Genomic DNA, 16663 nt, shown 5'->3' with positions numbered 1-16663 from the left:
ATCCCCGGTAACCACCCCGGGGACATAATGGAGTGCTGCCATGAAAAAAATACTTTTTGTTCTTGCTGCCGTGGTGGGATTAAGTGCCTGTGCCCCACAAGGGCCGGTTCAGCCAGAAGATAGCAAACTTAAACAAGCTTATAGCGCCTGTATTCAAGCCACTGAAGGTTCACCAGAAAGGCTGATACCTTGCAAAGCGGTGCTGAATGTCTTGAAACAAGAGAGAGCCCATCAGGCTTTCACTGATAAAGAAACGGTGCGGGTATTGGATTATCAGCGCTGTATTGATGCGGCTCATACCGGTAACGGCCAGGCTTATGACGCGCAGTGCGGCAAGCTATGGCAAGAGATCCGCAGCAATAATTAATCTTCAAAACATGCCATCTGCAGCATCAATAAATCAGCTACAGAAATTGAAACTAACAATAATTCTGCCAGCAGTAATACTTCCAGTAGCAATGTTGGCAGCAATTATTAATTACGGATGAGGTTAGTGATGAACAAATTCAAATTAAATGCGTTAGCGGCGATAACCGCAACCTTTGGCTTGATGGGGTACGCCAATGCGGACACCACCAATCAACAGATTGTTGACCAGCTCAGCACCTTGAAAGTTAACTATAAAATATTAGACAACCGTGCGGCTGAAAATGGTGTTGATTGTGCCAAGTTGGGTGCTGATTGGGCATCATGTAATAAAGTAATGATTACTCTGACCAACACCGGGGACGAGATCAAAGGCCAAGACTGGGCCATTTACTTCCACAGCATCCGTCAGATTCTGACTGTAGATAATGATCAGTTCAAAATTACTCACCTAACGGGTGACCTGCATAAAATTGAGCCAACGGCGAAGTTCACCGGGTTCCCGGCTAATCAGGCGGTTGAAATCCCGATAACCGGCGAATACTGGCAGTTATTTGCCACTGACTTTATGCCGCGTTGGTATGCCACTTCCGGCGATGCCAAGCCAAAAGTACTGAAAAGTACCGATACCGAGGATATCAACGAATACCTCACGCAGTTTACCGGCGATCAGTGGAAACGCACCAAAGACGATAATAACGTGCTGATGACGCCAGAGTCCCGTTTCGCCAAAAACGAAGCCGTGAAAACCTTAGCGGCGGCTAACCTGCGTGGTCAGATTATCCCGACGCCAATGCAAGTCACCGTTCATCAGCAAGATGCCGACTTGAGTAAAGGTGTAGCACTGGATTTGAGTGCTTTACCCAAGCCAGCGGCTCAAGCTGCCCAGCAGCGTTTTGAATTACTCGGCCTGACCAGCAATTCGGCCGGCTTCCCAATTAAAACGTCAATTCAGCCCGCGCTCTTTAAAGGTGATTTGGCGGTTTCCGGTGCTTATGAGCTGAAGATTGGCGAGAAAGGCGCACAAGTCATTGGCTTTGATCCGGCTGGGGTGTTCTACGGCCTGCAATCGATCCTCTCTTTAGTGCCGACGGATGGCAGCAAGAAAATCGCTACATTAGATGCGAAAGACGCACCGCGTTTCGAATACCGTGGTGTTTTCCTCGATGTTGGACGTAACTTCAAAACCAAAGATGCGGTGCTGCGCCTGCTGGATCAGATGGCCGCTTATAAGCTGAACAAATTCCATTTCCACTTGAGTGATGATGAAGGCTGGCGCATTGAGATCCCTGGCTTGCCGGAGCTGACCGATGTGGGGAGCAAACGCTGCCACGATTTGACTGAAAATACCTGCTTATTGCCACAACTGGGTTCTGGCCCGGATAGCAATAATCTGGGTTCCGGCCACTTTACCCGTGATGACTACATTGAAATTCTGAAATACGCTAAAGCTCGCCAAATTGAGGTAATTCCTGAAATTGATATGCCAGCCCACGCCCGTGCGGCAGTGGTGTCGATGGAAGCGCGTTACAACAATTTGATGAAGCAGGGCAAAGAGAAAGAAGCTAACGAATTCCGCTTGCTTGACCCGACAGATGACTCCAACACCACCTCGGTGCAGTTCTATGAGCGCAAAAGTTATCTGAACCCGTGTCTGGATTCATCGAAGCGTTTTGTCGATAAAGTGATTGGCGAAATGGCCCAGATGCACAAAGATGCGGGCATGCCATTAACCACGTGGCATTTTGGTGGTGATGAAGCGAAAAACATTCGTCTGGGAGCCGGTTTCCAAGACAAAAATGGCACCATTGAGCCGGGCAAAGGCATCATTGATAAGAGTGTTGAAGATAAGCCGTGGGCTAAGTCTCAGGTATGTCAGGATATGGTCAAGCAAGGCAAAATTCAGGATGTTGAGCATCTCTCCAGCCACTTCGCTATTGAAGTCAGCAAACTGGTTAATGCTCACGGCATCGAAAAAATGCAGGCTTGGCAAGATGGTTTGAAAGACGCTAAGGATTCGAAAGCCTTTGCGACCAAACGGGTTGGCGTTAACTTCTGGGATACCCTCTACTGGGGCGGGGCTGACTCCATCAATGATTGGGCCAATAAAGGTTATGAAGTGGTTGCCTCTAACCCGGATTATGTCTACTTCGATATGCCTTATGAAGTTAATCCGAATGAACGCGGTTACTACTGGGCGACGCGTTTTAGCGATGAAGCCAAAGTCTTCAGTTTTGCCCCAGATAACATGCCGCAAAACGCCGAAACCTCGGTTGACCGTGATGGCAACCATTTCAGTGCGAAGAGTGATAAGCCATGGCCGGGTGTGCACGGGATTTCAGGTCAGTCGTGGAATGAAACCGTACGCACTGACCAACAGATGGAATACATGATTTTCCCACGGGTGTTGCCGCTGGCTGAACGTGCCTGGCACCGCGCATCTTGGGAACAAGATTACAAGGCGGGCCGAGAGTACCAAGGTGGTGAAACACATCTGGTTGATACCGTGGCATTGAACACCGATTGGCAGCGCTTTGCCAATATCATGGGCCAGCGCGAATTGGCAAAACTGGATAAAGCCGGTATTGCATACCGCTTGCCGGTACCGGGGGCTCGTGTGGTCAACGGCGTATTGGAAGCCAATATCTCCTTGCCGGGGCTGATTATCGAGTATTCCACTGATGGCGGTAAGCAGTGGCAGAAGTATGATGCCAAGGTGCAATCTAAAGTCAGCGGTGATGTGTTAATCCGCTCGACTAGCCCAGACGGAAAGCGCAGTAGCCGCGCTGAGCCAGTGAAAGTTTGATGATTGTTGTTAAAGTGCTGTGTCTGATGTTATCTCCTGTTTGCTAGGTTCTTTAGGTAAACAATATTAAGTGAAGTTGAGTTGATGGTTTTTCCCCCGGCAAGTCCGGGGTTTTTTTTGCCCAAAATAGTGCCATAGCACCCTGATAAGGGCAGTGAGATACATTGACGTCGAAACGAGTAAGGGACAAACATGAACGGCGGAGGGGCGAGATATAAATAAGAATGACCACCTGACTCCCGACTGAACAGGAAAGGTGGCCATCTTGCTGATGGATAATGCTATCCAGATAATAGAGTGCCGTTATCTGGATTAAAAACAAACCCTAAGGTTATTCGGTACTTAAAATCTCAGCGCTTAAAGTCTTTATAAAATCAATGCGATAATATCATGCCCAATAAATATCAAAGTGCAGGAAGGTGGCTATCGATAGAATCCCGATGAGCTTACATCAGTAAGTGATTCGGGTGAGTGAGAGCCAGCCAACACACCTGCAGTGTGAAAGATGATGGGCATATTTTATCTTTTATCGTGCGCAGACTCATTTTCACGGCAATCGCCGGTCTCACAGTGGCCGTATAGATACAGACTGTGGTTAGTCAGCTTGATACCATGCTGTTTAGCAATTTCACGTTGAAGAGATTCAATGGATTCATTACTAAACTCAATCACTTTGCCACAATCCAGGCAAATCAGGTGATCGTGATGATGTTGCTGCGTCAGCTCAAAGACTGATTTGCCGCCTTCGAAATTGTGGCGGGTAACAATACCGGCATCATCAAACTGGTTCAGTACACGGTAAACCGTCGCCAAACCAATTTCTTCGCCCATATCAATCAGCTTTTTATAAAGATCTTCCGCACTGACGTGGTGGCACTCTGGATTTTGCAACACTTCCAGAATCTTAAGCCGGGGCAGTGTTACCTTCAAACCAGCGTTTTTTAAGGCTTTGTTGTTGTCAGTCATGCGGATTCAGTCCTGTTACTATCGATTCAAATTAAGGCTGTTCAGCCTATGACATCCGTGGCGCAATCATTACGATTGCGTCTCATTATAGAACTGCTAGCCCTAAATGAAAACCGTGGTTGTTAACAAAGATATAATTGCACACTTTGTCCGATTAATCATGCAATGTATTGATGAATGGGATTGTTGCATCATTTAAGTATAAGGCCGCTATAGGCAACGTTACAAATTTGTAGCGGTTTATTTTCATTTTGCACGCATCATGCTGCTGATTTGTGGACTGCTTAACAAAGCTCATTCTGCCAACAAATGACACCGCGCATATTTTGCGGTTATTGGCTTTGGCAACATGGGATTAAAGGGTTGGGGCAGACAAAAAAAGAGTTCAAAGGGGGAGGAGAGTTAACGGAAACGCTCGGCGCTATGCAATATCACCTCAGCGTTTCCGATCGAACAAATTAACCGGTGATCTCGGCCAGATTCAGTTCTTCACTGATCTGTTTTACCCAAGCTTCAACACGTTCATTCGTCAGTTCTGGCTGCCTATCTTCATCAATGGCTAAACCAATGAAGTGATCATCATCAGCCAAGCCTTTAGAGGCTTCGAAGTGGTAGCCAGCGGTTGGCCAGTGACCGACGATTGCAGCACCGCGAGGTTCGATGATATCGCGCACGGTACCCATCGCATCACAGAAATATTCTGCGTAGTCTTCCTGATCGCCACAACCGAACAAAGCCACTAGCTTGCCGTTAAAATCGATCTCTTCCAATGTTGGGAAGAAATCATCCCAATCACATTGGGCTTCACCGTAATACCAAGTTGGGATACCAAGCAGCAGAATATCGAAGCCTTCTAAATCTTCTTTACTGCTTTTAGCAATGTCGTGAACCTCAGCAACATCTTTGCCCAGTTGCTTTTGGATCATCTTGGCAATGTTTTCGGTATTGCCAGTATCGCTGCCAAAGAAAATGCCTACAGTTGCCATATAACTTAATACCTTTTAAATTCAAATAGTTATGTTAAACACTGAGCGCGTTGCCCAACAATATAACACATGTATAGGGCGACATCATGCCAGAAAACGCCCTCGGGCTCATATCAAGTTTATGTGATATTAAATTTTTGTGAGTCGCTCAATCTTGCAATGTCATTGCCGATAACCTTTGTGTAACCGGAAGGTTGCAATTTGCGGTGCCAGGGGGAAAACCGTCAGATGAGAGTTTGTCGGGAAAGGAGTCGTCGTTAGCTGTATGGAACGTCCTTTATTGCTTTTCGGTCATCAAATAACACCAGAGTCTCTAACGGTAACCATCCGATATATAAGGGGAACGAACATGCAGGTTTTAAAAAATATTACCATCAGGGCAGCATTACTTTGGGTGCTTGGCGCTTTTTGTCTGCTCTGGGGCGGTGTATCGGCTTATACGCTGCTATCACTCAATCAACTGACCCAATCTTCTAACGCCAATGCGGTGTTGGTGGAAAACATGAATTTGGTCAATCAGGGGACGGACCAATATTTTCGTATGGTGACTCGTCTTGCCCGGTCGGTGGATTATCGCCAAAACGGTAATATCGCGGATGCAGATAAAGAACTCAGCTCATCTAACGTCGCGCTGGATAATCTGAAGAAAAAGCTCGCGGAATTTAAAGCTATCGACCACGCACAAATTGATCCCGCTTTAGTCGCTGGAGTGATTGATGGATGGAGTGGATTAATTGAACAAGGCGTAACGCCGCTTTATCAGGCGGCAATGGACAACAATAGTGCGGTTTATCAGGATTTAGCCAAAAAAACCGTGCCAGCGTTGAGCCGCCAATATGGGGCTGTCGCCGAAACATTTAATCAGGCTGCATCTAAAGCTATTGGCGTGGCGAAAGATCAATTCTCGCACTTAACCAAAGTAAGCAGCATTACGCTTATCTCTGCGCTGATCGCCGGTCTGGTGATTTTATTGGCAACAGACCGCTATCTGGTGGCCAATCTGGTACGTCCATTAGACGATATTCGTGCGCATTTCCGGGTGATTGCTTCCGGTCAATTGGGGCAGCCTATTGTTGATTTTGGCCGTAATTGTGTTGGGCAATTATTTCCGCTGTTACGTGATGTGCAAACCAGTCTGGTCAACACCGTGCAAGCGATTCGTAGCAGCACTGATGGGATTTACCATGGTGCCGCCGAGATTTCTGCGGGTAATACCGATTTATCATCCCGTACCGAGCAGCAGGCTGCCGCCCTTGAAGAAACCGCCGCGAGCATGGAGCAGCTAACCGCGACGGTAAAACACAATGCTGATAATGCGCATCATGCCAGCCAACTGGCGGCTAATGCCTCGGCAACTGCGAAAAAAGGCGGCGTGTTGGTGGCGGATGTGGTGAATACCATGAATGAGATTTCAGCCAGTTCGCGCAAAATCGCCGATATCACGACTGTGATTAACAGTATCGCTTTCCAAACTAATATCCTGGCGCTGAATGCGGCAGTTGAAGCGGCCCGCGCCGGTGAACAAGGCCGTGGTTTTGCCGTGGTGGCCAGTGAAGTACGTAATCTTGCTCAGCGCAGTGCACAAGCCGCGAAAGAGATTGATAGTTTGATTAATGAGTCGGTTAGCCGGGTCAGCAGTGGTTCAGCTCTGGTGGAGAGCGCCGGTGCAACTATGGATGAGATTGTGCGTTCCATCACCAATGTGACTGATTTGATGGGCGAGATTGCATCTGCTTCTGATGAGCAAAGCAAAGGTATCACTCAGGTTGGGCAGGCGGTGGCTGAAATGGACAGTGTGACCCAGCAGAATGCCGCATTAGTACAAGAAGCTTCCCGAGCTGCCGCTTCACTCGAGGAACAAGCCACTCAGTTGAACCGGGCGGTTGCCGTGTTTAAATTGCAGTCAGACGAGGCGCGAGCAAAACCGGCGGCAAAACCGCGGGCGAAAGTATTGGCAGTAGCACCTGCTGCCAGCAAGCTAGACAGCAATGCAAACTGGGAAACATTCTAAGAGATAGGGGATAAAGTAATAACGGCGTGGCGCAGTGGATTACGCCACGCCGTCGTGGTAACCGAAAGGTTAAAATCCGTCTTGTGAGTGCTCTAATTGAGCAAGTAACATCTGTTCAATCAGTTCACTGCGGCTGATATTACGCTGCTCAGCAAGGCTGTTGAGAGCATCGACGGCATCAGCATTAATTTTCAGTTCCACGCGTCGTAAGCCACGTACTTTATCGCGCCGTAGTTGATTTCGCTTATTAATTCTAAGCTGTTCATCACGGGATAATGGGTTTGTTTTCGGTCGCCCCGGACGGCGTTCATCTGCGAACAGATCCAGCGTCGTGCGATCCGTTTGTTCTTTTGCCATAGGTAGCGGACTACAAGGGATTTACATCAAGAAGCTTGATGATTTGGTTTACACGTTTCAAGTTGAGAACATAGATAGAATGCATTGAGTGACCTAGTATCCTACAGCTTGAATTTGCATTTGCCACCAAACCGCGTAGCAAATTTATAGCGCGCCATAATACCCCAGCCAACCGAGCAACGACAATGCTTTACTGTGATTAGATTGGGCTAATTTGTTCTTTTTTGCACAATTTTTCCACAGGTAATACATTTCTTTTCCCCAAGGGATAATTTTTAAACAATCCCGCTGGCCGCCAACTTTATTCGGCATCAATAAAGCGGTGAATCGCGCGCAATACTGATTCTGGTTTTTCTGCGTGTACCCAATGGCCGGTTCCGGCCACTACATGGGCACGAGCTTGCGGAAACTGACGGGCAATCTCATCGCGATAGCTGTCTTGGATATAGGGCGATAGCTCACCACGAATAAACAAAATCGGGTGGGGCCAAGGGGGAATGGGTTGCCAACCAACAATATTTTCGTATTGGCTCCACAGGGCAGGCACATCAAATCGCCATTCGCCATTGTGGAATGATTTTAATAAGAACTGAATAACACCTTCTTCTTTTATTGATTCACGCATTAGTTGGGCAGCTTGCTGGCGCTGAGTCACCCCCGCGGCACTGACAGCATTGATAGCCGCAAAAATCTGGTCATGGCGGCGCACCTGATAATTAATAGGGGCGATATCAATGGCAACCAGCTTTTCAATGCGGTCTGGTGCAATAGCGGTCATCGCCATGGCGACTTTACCGCCCATTGAGTGACCAATAATAATCGCTTTCTCAATAGCGAGCTGGTCCATTAATTCCAGCACGTCCTGTGCCATCTCCGGGTAACTGACTTGCGGCGAACGTGGGGATAATCCGTGGTCGCGTAGGTCAACCTGAATCACGTCATGGTCTTGGTGCAAGTCACGAGCGAGCACCCCAAGGTTATCAAGGTTACCAAATAACCCATGAATGAGAATGATGGGCAGCGATGGCGTGGGAGAAAGTGCGTTTTGTAAGCGGAAGTTTAATTTCATGGCGAAGTTCATACTGAGAGATATTGTGGTTAGGGTATCATGACTGAGTGAAGGTGTGCTGCTCCACGATTATTTGCCTTATCAGGTATATGTGGGTGATTGAGTCATTACTGAGGCGTTGAGGGGATTTATCCGGCTAAAGCCATGATAATGGTACTCGTTAGCGCGCTTTGACTTTATAATCCTAAGATATGCATAAGAAAGTAGAAAACCGTACTGGATAAAGATGAAAACTATTGAACTCGACGAAGAACTTTATCGCTATATTGCCAGCCATACGCAACACATTGGCGAGAGCGCGTCCGATATTTTACGGCGCATGCTGAAGTTTACTGCTGGCCAGCCGGTACCTAATTTGCCTGCCAATAATAATGATGCAGCCAAAACGGTGGTCGCGCCAGCGCCACGCGACCGGGTTCGTGCAGTGCGTGAATTGCTGCTGTCCGATGAGTATGCGGAGCAAAACAGAGCAGTTAACCGCTTTATGTTGGTGCTATCGACATTATATACCTTGGATGCACAGGCATTTACCGAGGCCACAGAATCATTACATGGCCGTACCCGGGTCTATTTTGCCGGTGATCAGCAGACATTGTTGCAAAACGGGACGCACACCAAGCCCAAACATGTCCCTGGTACGCCATACTGGGTTATTACCAATACCAATACCGAGCGTAAACGCAGCATGGTGCAACATATCATGCTGACAATGCAGTTCCCGCCGGAATTGACTGATAAAGTCTGCGGGACTATCTGATTTCATTTAACCATCCTCTTTTACCGCTGTTGGCTTTTAATGTGTCATCAGGGGTAAAAGTGCAAGCTTATAGGGAGTCGTGACTGTGGCTAATCACCCTCGTGCTGGGCAAGCTGCTCAGCAAAGCGATTTGATTAATGTTGCTCAACTCACATCGCAATATTATGTATTGCAGCCTGATGCTGAAAACCCAGCCCATGCGGTTAAGTTTGGTACTTCTGGTCACCGTGGCAGTGCGGCACGCCACAGTTTTAATGAAGCTCATATTCTGGCTATTGCTCAGGCGATTGCTGAAGTTCGTCACCAGCACGGTATCACCGGCCCATGTTATGTGGGGAAAGATACCCACGCGCTGTCTGAACCCGCGTTTATTTCGGTATTGGAAGTGTTGACGGCGAATGGTGTAGATGTTGTCGTGCAGCAAGACAATGGTTTCACTCCGACACCGGCAATTTCCCATGCCATTCTTTGTTATAACGCCAAGGGTAAAGATCTGGCTGATGGCATTGTTATTACGCCATCACACAACCCACCTGAAGATGGCGGCATCAAATACAATCCACCTAATGGTGGACCGGCTGATACCAATCTGACCTCGGTCATTGAAAAGCGGGCTAACCAATTGCTCAGCTTGAAATTAGACGGTGTTAAACGTCAGACACTGGATAAAGCCTGGAAGGGGAATCATCTGCGTGAGCAGGATTTGATTCAGCCGTATGTTGAAGGTTTGGTTGATGTGGTGGATATCCCCGCCATTCAAAATGCAGGTCTTAAGTTAGGTGTTGATCCACTCGGTGGTTCCGGTATTGCCTATTGGCAACGTATTGGCGAGCACTATAAGTTGGATCTGACGCTGGTTAATGATTCCATCGATCAAACTTTCCGCTTTATGCATCTGGATCATGATGGCGTGATCCGTATGGATTGCTCATCAGAATCAGCTATGGCTGGTTTACTGGCACTGCGTGATAAATTTGATTTAGCTTTTGCCAATGACCCGGATTATGACCGCCACGGCATTGTCACTCCAGCCGGGTTAATGAACCCAAATCATTATTTAGCAGTATCAATCAATTACTTGTTCCAGCATCGTCCACAATGGGGCGCTGATGTGGCGGTCGGTAAAACACTGGTATCCAGTGCGATGATTGATAGAGTGGTGGCCGATTTAGGCCGTAAGCTGGTGGAAGTTCCTGTCGGGTTCAAATGGTTTGTCGATGGATTACACGACGGCAGCTTTGGTTTTGGTGGTGAAGAGAGCGCTGGGGCATCTTTCCTGCGTTTTAATAGCAAACCTTGGTCGACGGATAAAGACGGCATTATCATGTGTTTGTTAGCGGCTGAAATTACAGCTGTTACCGGTAGAAATCCACAGCATCACTATGATGATCTGGCTAAGCGCTTTGGTGCTCCAAGTTATAACCGCATTCAGGCTCCAGCAACTCAGGCGCAAAAAAATGCCCTGTCTAAGCTCTCGCCTGAAATGGTGAAAGCCAGCACATTGGCGGGCGACCCTATTACTGCTCGTTTGACTACAGCACCGGGCAATGGCGCGTCTATTGGTGGTCTGAAAGTGATGACCGACAATGGTTGGTTTGCTGCTCGGCCATCAGGTACTGAAGATGCTTATAAAATTTACTGTGAAAGCTTCCTTGGCGCAGAGCACCGCGAAAAGATAGAGCAAGAAGCGGTAGATATTGTCAGTGAAGTGTTGGCTGGTAAATAATCATCACCGGTAAGAAATAGCGCTATTTGGCGCTATTTCTTCTCAATGAGTTAATTATAAATCATAGCAAGTCGATTAGCCAAAGAGTGAGAATATATATCACTCTTTGATAATGGTGTGTTTATCTTAGGGGCATCTTTGGGCGCATAAGAAAACAGTGCTTCAATAAGATAGCTTATGTCAGGTAAATTTTCACCAAAGTGGTTAGGGTTATCTTTATATATTCTTACTAATTTTTCATTTCTATCTATAAGTTCGTTAACAAGTTTGTTTTCTGTTGTTGTTTCAATATCAGGCATTTTACTGCCAAAAGCATCAGGCAATATAACATTGAAATGATCACCGAGATCAGAGTAAGAGTATTTAGACATACTATCTAATTCTTTGAGGGGATTCTCTGGATTTTCTTTTATCAATTTATTTAGTAAATAATTAAGGTTTTCTTTCTGTTCACGATCACCATCATGGATATATGATTTTGTTTGTAGGTGTTTTATTTTATAACCATCTTCAGCGAATTGATCTTTGATCACAATCACTAAACTATTGCCTGATCTGGTGCTGGAAATCATTAAATTGGATCCATAACGACTCAATTTCAACTCGTGAAAATAATGATCATTAATAGCAACTATATTTCCTTCATTACTATATTCTACTATCAAATTAATTCCATCATTATAAGAGAATACATACAAATCATCGCCAGTTCCACCGGCTAAATAATCATTGTTCCTTTCACCTTCAATTCGGTCATTACCTTTCCCACCAAATATTATATCATTTCCTCGCGCCTTACCTTCAACAGCAAAACAGCCCAAGGCTTCAGCATCACCATGTAATTCATCGTCTCCGTCACCGCCATAGAGAATATCATTGCCTGGCCCGCCGGCCAGCCCATCATTACCTTCACCACCCACCAGAGTGTCATTACCTTCCTCACCAAATAGCGAGTCATTACCTTTTTTGCCAATAATGGTGTCATTACCCAACAGCCCTGAAATGTTGTCACTTCCATCACCGCCAATAATTATGTCATCCCGTTCACTACCCAATATTGCATTGCTACTGTTTTCACCAATGATAATGTTATTATTATTATTTTTTAGCTTTATGACTTTATCGCCATTTATCGTTAAATAGTTTTTAGGTATATCCTTAGCAAAAGTAATATGAGTGATTTCGTTTGCTAAATAAACATCAAGATTCTCCATCTTAATATTCATGTGTGTTTCTGAGGGATGGTGTGTTGGTATGGAATTGTCGGTATGGAGGAAAAACTCTTGTTTCTTGCCACTTTTATCATAAATAATAACTGATCTAACTCTAAGTGCTTTATTTTTAAAAATGTCACGATATATCCAGCGATGATTAATTCTGTTTTTACTATTTAATGTTCTAATTATAAGTGTTGAGTTTGAATAGCGAAAAGAAATTTTGTCGGTAGGTAAATGGTACAGAGATATGGAGTAAAACATTGTTTGTGTTTTTGATTCTTCTTTATTCATACATCCCCTTTTTATTCAAAAGAATACTTTTATATTAAGTCATGTTAATTTCCATATTAAGATATTAATGTGATTAAGTATGATTTTATAAAATGATAACTTCTTATTATAGATGAAAAAATGGAAGTGATAATAAAGACAACAGTAATATACTTTGTCTTTATTTTTTATCTAATTATTACCTGTGGCAGGATTAACCCAATGCCACCATTAATGCTCCCGCCGTAATAAGTGCTACTCCAAGCCCAGCAACCAGCGATACTTTTTCGCCAAACAGAATAAAGGCGAGAATAACAGCAAAAACGACGCTAAGTTTATCAATGGGGGCCACTTGCGAGACATTGCCGTTTTTAATCGCCATAAAATAAAACAGCCAGGAAAGGGCACCTGCCACACCACTTAGGACGATAAACAGCAGCGCTTTTTTATCAGCCAATACCGCACCGACCAGATTAAATTTCCCCTGAACCAGCACGACGCCGACTAAAAATAGCGCCATCACGACTGCACGCACCGCTGTTGCAGTATTGGCATCCAGATGCTGTAAGCCAATTTTACCGAAGATGGCGACCAATGACGCAGTGAGGGCAGAAAGCAGCGCGTATATTAACCAAGTGCTCATAATAAATAATACCCATTATCATTAAAAATGTAATGCTACTCCGCCAAAGTTGTTTTTCCTAGTTTCAATGTAAAGTATCGGGGGGAGAAATCGTTATGGAATAAAGCGATAGCCAACGCCGGTTTCGGTCAATAGATGTTTAGGCCGGGTAGGGTCTACTTCTAATTTTTGCCGTAAATGGCCCATATAAATGCGCAAATAATGGCTATGCTCGACATAATTTGGCCCCCATACTTGGTTGAGCAACTGGCGTTGGGTTATCACCTTACCAGCATTGGCCAATAGCGCCGACAGCAGACGAAATTCTATTGGCGTCAGGTGCAGGTTTTCACCGGCTCGGGTGACTTGACGGTTAATCAAATCCACACTGATATCGGCAAAATTGACCAGCGGGCTTTCCTGACTGCCACCGCTATGGCGACGTAAAGCAACCCGCACCCGAGCCAATAATTCACTGATGCCAAAAGGTTTACTCAAATAATCATCAGCACCGGCATCCAGTGCCGCAACTTTATCTTCTTCACTATTACGTGCTGATAACACGATGATGGGAATGGCACTCCATTGGCGGAGATCTTGGATATAACTGAGGCCATCACCATCCGGTAGGCCCAAATCTAAAATAATCAGGTCCGGCTTGCGGGTACCGGCTTCAATCAAACCCCGTTGCAGCGTATCACTCTCAAATACTCGCCAGCCTTCACTCTCCAGCGCAATACGAACAAAGCGCCGGATCTCTTTTTCATCTTCAACAATCAGAATGTTAGTCGGGGATATGGTCAAATCTCCTCAGTGTCGCTATTTTCGCTATCAATTTCCGGCGCTTTTTCCAGTGGCAAAGTAAAGTGGAAACTGGCACCGCCAGCTTGACTTGGCTCCACCCAGATGCGGCCGCCATGTACATCAATAATGGCACGACAAATGGCTAAACCCAAGCCCACGCCGGGAATAGCTGACTCTTTGTTCCCACGGGAAAATTTATCAAAAATCAGTTGTTCTTGTCCGAGGGTCACTCCGGGGCCATTATCCCAAACTTCCACATGCAACCATTCACCTTGCACTACAGCGCTAATCCCCAGCAAAGCATCAAAGCCCGCGTATTTATGGGCATTTTCCAGCAGATTGATAAACACGCGCTCCAACAAACTGCCATCACAGTTAATCAGCACCATTTCAGTTGGCAGCTCGACATTAATGTGGTGATGATTGAGGGCAGTTTCCAGCATATGTAAGGCGCTGCCGACAATCTCTTCGAGTGATTGCCACTCTTTACGCAGGTTAAAACCACCGGACTGAATGCGCGCCATATCCAATAAATTATTGACCAGCCGGGTAGTGCTCAACACTTGCTGGCGGATCTCGCTCGCTTGTGGCGCATGCCGCGAACCTTCAGCGGCCAGATCCAGCGTTAATATTTCGGCTTGACCAAATAGCACGGTAAGCGGGGTGCGTAAGTCATGGGAAAGTGCTGCCAGCAGTGAGTTACGTAGCTGCTCCCGCTCAGCATCCAATTTTGCCAGCTCGGCACTGCGGGCCAGATGCAGCCTCTCTAGCGCATTGGCAATCAAACTGGTAAAGGTTTGTAGCAGGCGTTGCTGTTCCGGCACCATTAACTGGCGCAGGTTTGCCGGTTCAATCGCTAATACACCAAAAGTCTGTTTGGAGGCGGTCAGTGGCAGTAATTGATAAGGCACGCCCGGTAAGGTATCCGTCCCCGCACCCGCAGGTGCCCCTTTGTCAAAACTCCAACGCGCAATGGCTTCATCGACGGAAAGGGCTCCGCCTTCATCCGTAGTGACTTGCTGCAATCGGCCATCTTCCTGTGGTAACAGCAAGTCTGTTTTGGCTTGAAAACTGCTGGAAAGAAAATGGCGGCTAGTTTTGGCAATATCAACCGGGGTGAGAGCGCGGCTTAATCCGCGAGACATTTCATACAGATGCCGGGCGCGTTGCTCACGGTAGCGGGCAATTCTGGCCTGATAGCGCACACCAGCGGTTAAATTCCCCACTACGATACCGACAATCAACATCACGCCAAATGTCAGCAGATACTGCACATCGGTGACCGCCAGTGACCAGTGGGGCTGGACAAAGAACAGGTCAAAGCTGGCGACATTAATGACCGCCGCTAATACCGAAGGCCAGCGGCCATAAAATAGCGCGATGATAACGACGCCCAGCAAGTAGACCATGACCAGGTTTGCTTGATCGAAGCCGGGGATTAGCCACTGCGAAAGCAATGTGATTAGTGCACATAAGCCGATGGCGGCGATACAGCCGCGCAACTGCATGCGCCACTTTTCAGTAAAGGTGCGCGAGTCCGTTTCTTTGGCAGCACTGCCGAGGTTATCCCCCTCCAGCGAGATAATCACTAAATCCAGATCCGGCCCCAGTTTACCGAGGCGATCAGCAAAACTGCCGCGTAATTTCCACGGTTTTTCTACCCGACGGCCAATGATTATTTTCCCCAGATTATGCTCACGGGCGTAGCGCAATACCGCCTGCTCTTCACTGGGTTCTGACAGTGTGGCGGTTTCCGCTCCCAGCTCTTGCGCCAATTTGAGTGTCTGCAAGATGGCGCGGCGCTTGGCTTCCGGTAGGGCATGCAGACGTGGGGTTTCAACATAAACCGCATGCCAGATACAGCCCAAACGCGCGGCTAACCGGGCGGCGGTTCGTACTAATTTCTCATTGCCGCTACTATGACCAATGCATAACAGGATGGCATCGCGGGTATGCCAAACTCGCTCTCGCCCCTGAGTATCTCGGAAGGCGCGCATCTGGTCATCAACACGGTCGGCGGTACGGCGCAGAGCCAACTCGCGCAGGGCAATTAAATTGCCTTTGCGGAAAAAATGCTCGATGGCCCGCTCGGCCTGACCGGAAATATACACTTTGCCTTCATTTAAGCGCTGGCGTAGGTCATCAGGCGGCAGGTCAACCAACACCACTTCAGTGGCTTCATCGAACATATGGTCAGGAACGGTTTCCCGCACCCGAATTCCGGTGACACCGCCAACCACATCATTCAGACTTTCCAAATGTTGCACATTCACGGTGGTCAGCACGTCAATACCGGCGTCCAGCAGTTCCTCAACATCTTGCCAGCGTTTGGGATGACGGGAACCCTGGGCATTACTGTGTGCCAGCTCATCCATCAGGATAAGTGCCGGGTGGCGGGCCAGTGCGGCATCTAAATCAAATTCACGCACTTGACGGCTACGATGGTGGATGCGTTTTTGTGGCAGGATTGTCAGCCCTGCCAGCAATGCGGCGGTTTCGCTGCGCCCATGGGTCTCCACGACGCCGACCAGCACATCCAGCCCCTGACCCCGTAGGCGCTGGGCCTCTTGCAACATGGCGTAGGTTTTACCCACTCCAGCGCAAGCCCCAAAGAAGATTTTCAGCCGACCACGGTTTTTTTCATTGGCCGCCGCCAGCAGGCTATCGGGGTTGGGGCGGGTTGGTTCTGCATCCACCATCATCTGT

13 protein-coding genes are annotated in these 16663 nt (G+C 47.2%); 5 read left to right on the top strand and 8 right to left on the bottom strand.

Translation table 11 applies throughout. The features are described from left to right. Nucleotides 1-40 precede the first annotated feature (40 nt). Together chiQ and FTA96_RS00410 are read left to right on the top strand one after the other, a co-directional pair. Nucleotides 41-367, top strand: coding sequence for a ChiQ/YbfN family lipoprotein (gene chiQ / locus FTA96_RS00415; protein ID WP_050107823.1), 327 nt, complete (start codon nucleotides 41-43; stop codon nucleotides 365-367). 129 nt (nucleotides 368-496) lie between these two features. Next, on the top strand, nucleotides 497-3172 hold the full coding sequence (locus FTA96_RS00410; RefSeq protein ID WP_050133397.1) for a beta-N-acetylhexosaminidase: 2676 nt from the start codon (nucleotides 497-499) through the stop codon (nucleotides 3170-3172). Nucleotides 3173-3691: 519 nt separating this feature from the next. Here FTA96_RS00410 and fur read toward each other — a convergent pair. Together fur and fldA are read right to left on the bottom strand one after the other, a co-directional pair. Next, nucleotides 3692-4138, bottom strand: coding sequence for a ferric iron uptake transcriptional regulator (gene fur / locus FTA96_RS00405; protein ID WP_050107819.1), 447 nt, complete (start codon nucleotides 4136-4138; stop codon nucleotides 3692-3694). A gap of 458 nt (nucleotides 4139-4596) precedes the next feature. After that, a complete protein-coding gene (fldA, locus tag FTA96_RS00400; RefSeq protein WP_050107817.1) occupies nucleotides 4597-5124 on the bottom strand; it encodes a flavodoxin FldA in 528 nt (175 codons plus the stop codon). A gap of 349 nt (nucleotides 5125-5473) precedes the next feature. On the opposite strand from fldA, the gene FTA96_RS00395 reads away from it, so the two are divergent. Beyond that, entirely contained in the window at nucleotides 5474-7135 is a 1662-nt protein-coding gene (locus tag FTA96_RS00395; RefSeq protein ID WP_050145000.1) for a methyl-accepting chemotaxis protein, read from the top strand. 69 nt (nucleotides 7136-7204) lie between these two features. Here FTA96_RS00395 and ybfE read toward each other — a convergent pair whose 3' ends face one another. Next, nucleotides 7205-7492, bottom strand: coding sequence for a LexA regulated protein (ybfE, locus tag FTA96_RS00390; protein WP_004712472.1), 288 nt, complete (start codon nucleotides 7490-7492; stop codon nucleotides 7205-7207). A 301-nt stretch (nucleotides 7493-7793) separates the two neighbouring features. After that, nucleotides 7794-8561: an esterase gene (ybfF, locus tag FTA96_RS00385; protein ID WP_050107812.1), complete on the bottom strand. Its 768-nt coding sequence runs from the start codon at nucleotides 8559-8561 to the stop codon at nucleotides 7794-7796. 226 nt (nucleotides 8562-8787) lie between these two features. Between ybfF and seqA the strand changes: the two genes are divergently transcribed. Further along, complete coding sequence (gene seqA, locus FTA96_RS00380; RefSeq protein WP_050107810.1) at nucleotides 8788-9318, top strand: replication initiation negative regulator SeqA; 531 nt, start codon at nucleotides 8788-8790, stop codon at nucleotides 9316-9318. 85 nt (nucleotides 9319-9403) lie between these two features. Continuing rightward, a complete protein-coding gene (gene pgm, locus FTA96_RS00375; RefSeq protein WP_145572959.1) occupies nucleotides 9404-11044 on the top strand; it encodes a phosphoglucomutase (alpha-D-glucose-1,6-bisphosphate-dependent) in 1641 nt (546 codons plus the stop codon). A gap of 50 nt (nucleotides 11045-11094) precedes the next feature. Here pgm and FTA96_RS00370 read toward each other — a convergent pair whose 3' ends face one another. From FTA96_RS00370 to kdpD, 4 genes are all read right to left on the bottom strand, one after another. Continuing rightward, nucleotides 11095-12552 (bottom strand): calcium-binding protein, encoded by a 1458-nt coding sequence (locus tag FTA96_RS00370; protein WP_145572958.1) that lies wholly within the window; start codon nucleotides 12550-12552, stop codon nucleotides 11095-11097. A 193-nt stretch (nucleotides 12553-12745) separates the two neighbouring features. Beyond that, a complete protein-coding gene (locus tag FTA96_RS00365; RefSeq protein WP_050107806.1) occupies nucleotides 12746-13174 on the bottom strand; it encodes an EamA family transporter in 429 nt (142 codons plus the stop codon). 93 nt (nucleotides 13175-13267) lie between these two features. Further along, complete coding sequence (gene kdpE / locus FTA96_RS00360) at nucleotides 13268-13957, bottom strand: two-component system response regulator KdpE (protein ID WP_050107805.1); 690 nt, start codon at nucleotides 13955-13957, stop codon at nucleotides 13268-13270. Continuing rightward, nucleotides 13954-16656, bottom strand: a complete 2703-nt coding sequence (gene kdpD, locus FTA96_RS00355; protein WP_145572975.1) for a two-component system sensor histidine kinase KdpD — start codon at nucleotides 16654-16656, stop codon at nucleotides 13954-13956. The genes kdpE and kdpD overlap by 4 nt, the downstream gene beginning before the upstream one ends. Nucleotides 16657-16663: the final 7 nt, after the last annotated feature.

It is taken from the genome of Yersinia alsatica (assembly GCF_902170305.1).
GTDB lineage: Bacteria > Pseudomonadota > Gammaproteobacteria > Enterobacterales > Enterobacteriaceae > Yersinia > Yersinia alsatica.
Note: the sequence above shows the minus strand (reverse complement) of the source record. Positions and strands in the feature narration are given on the sequence as shown.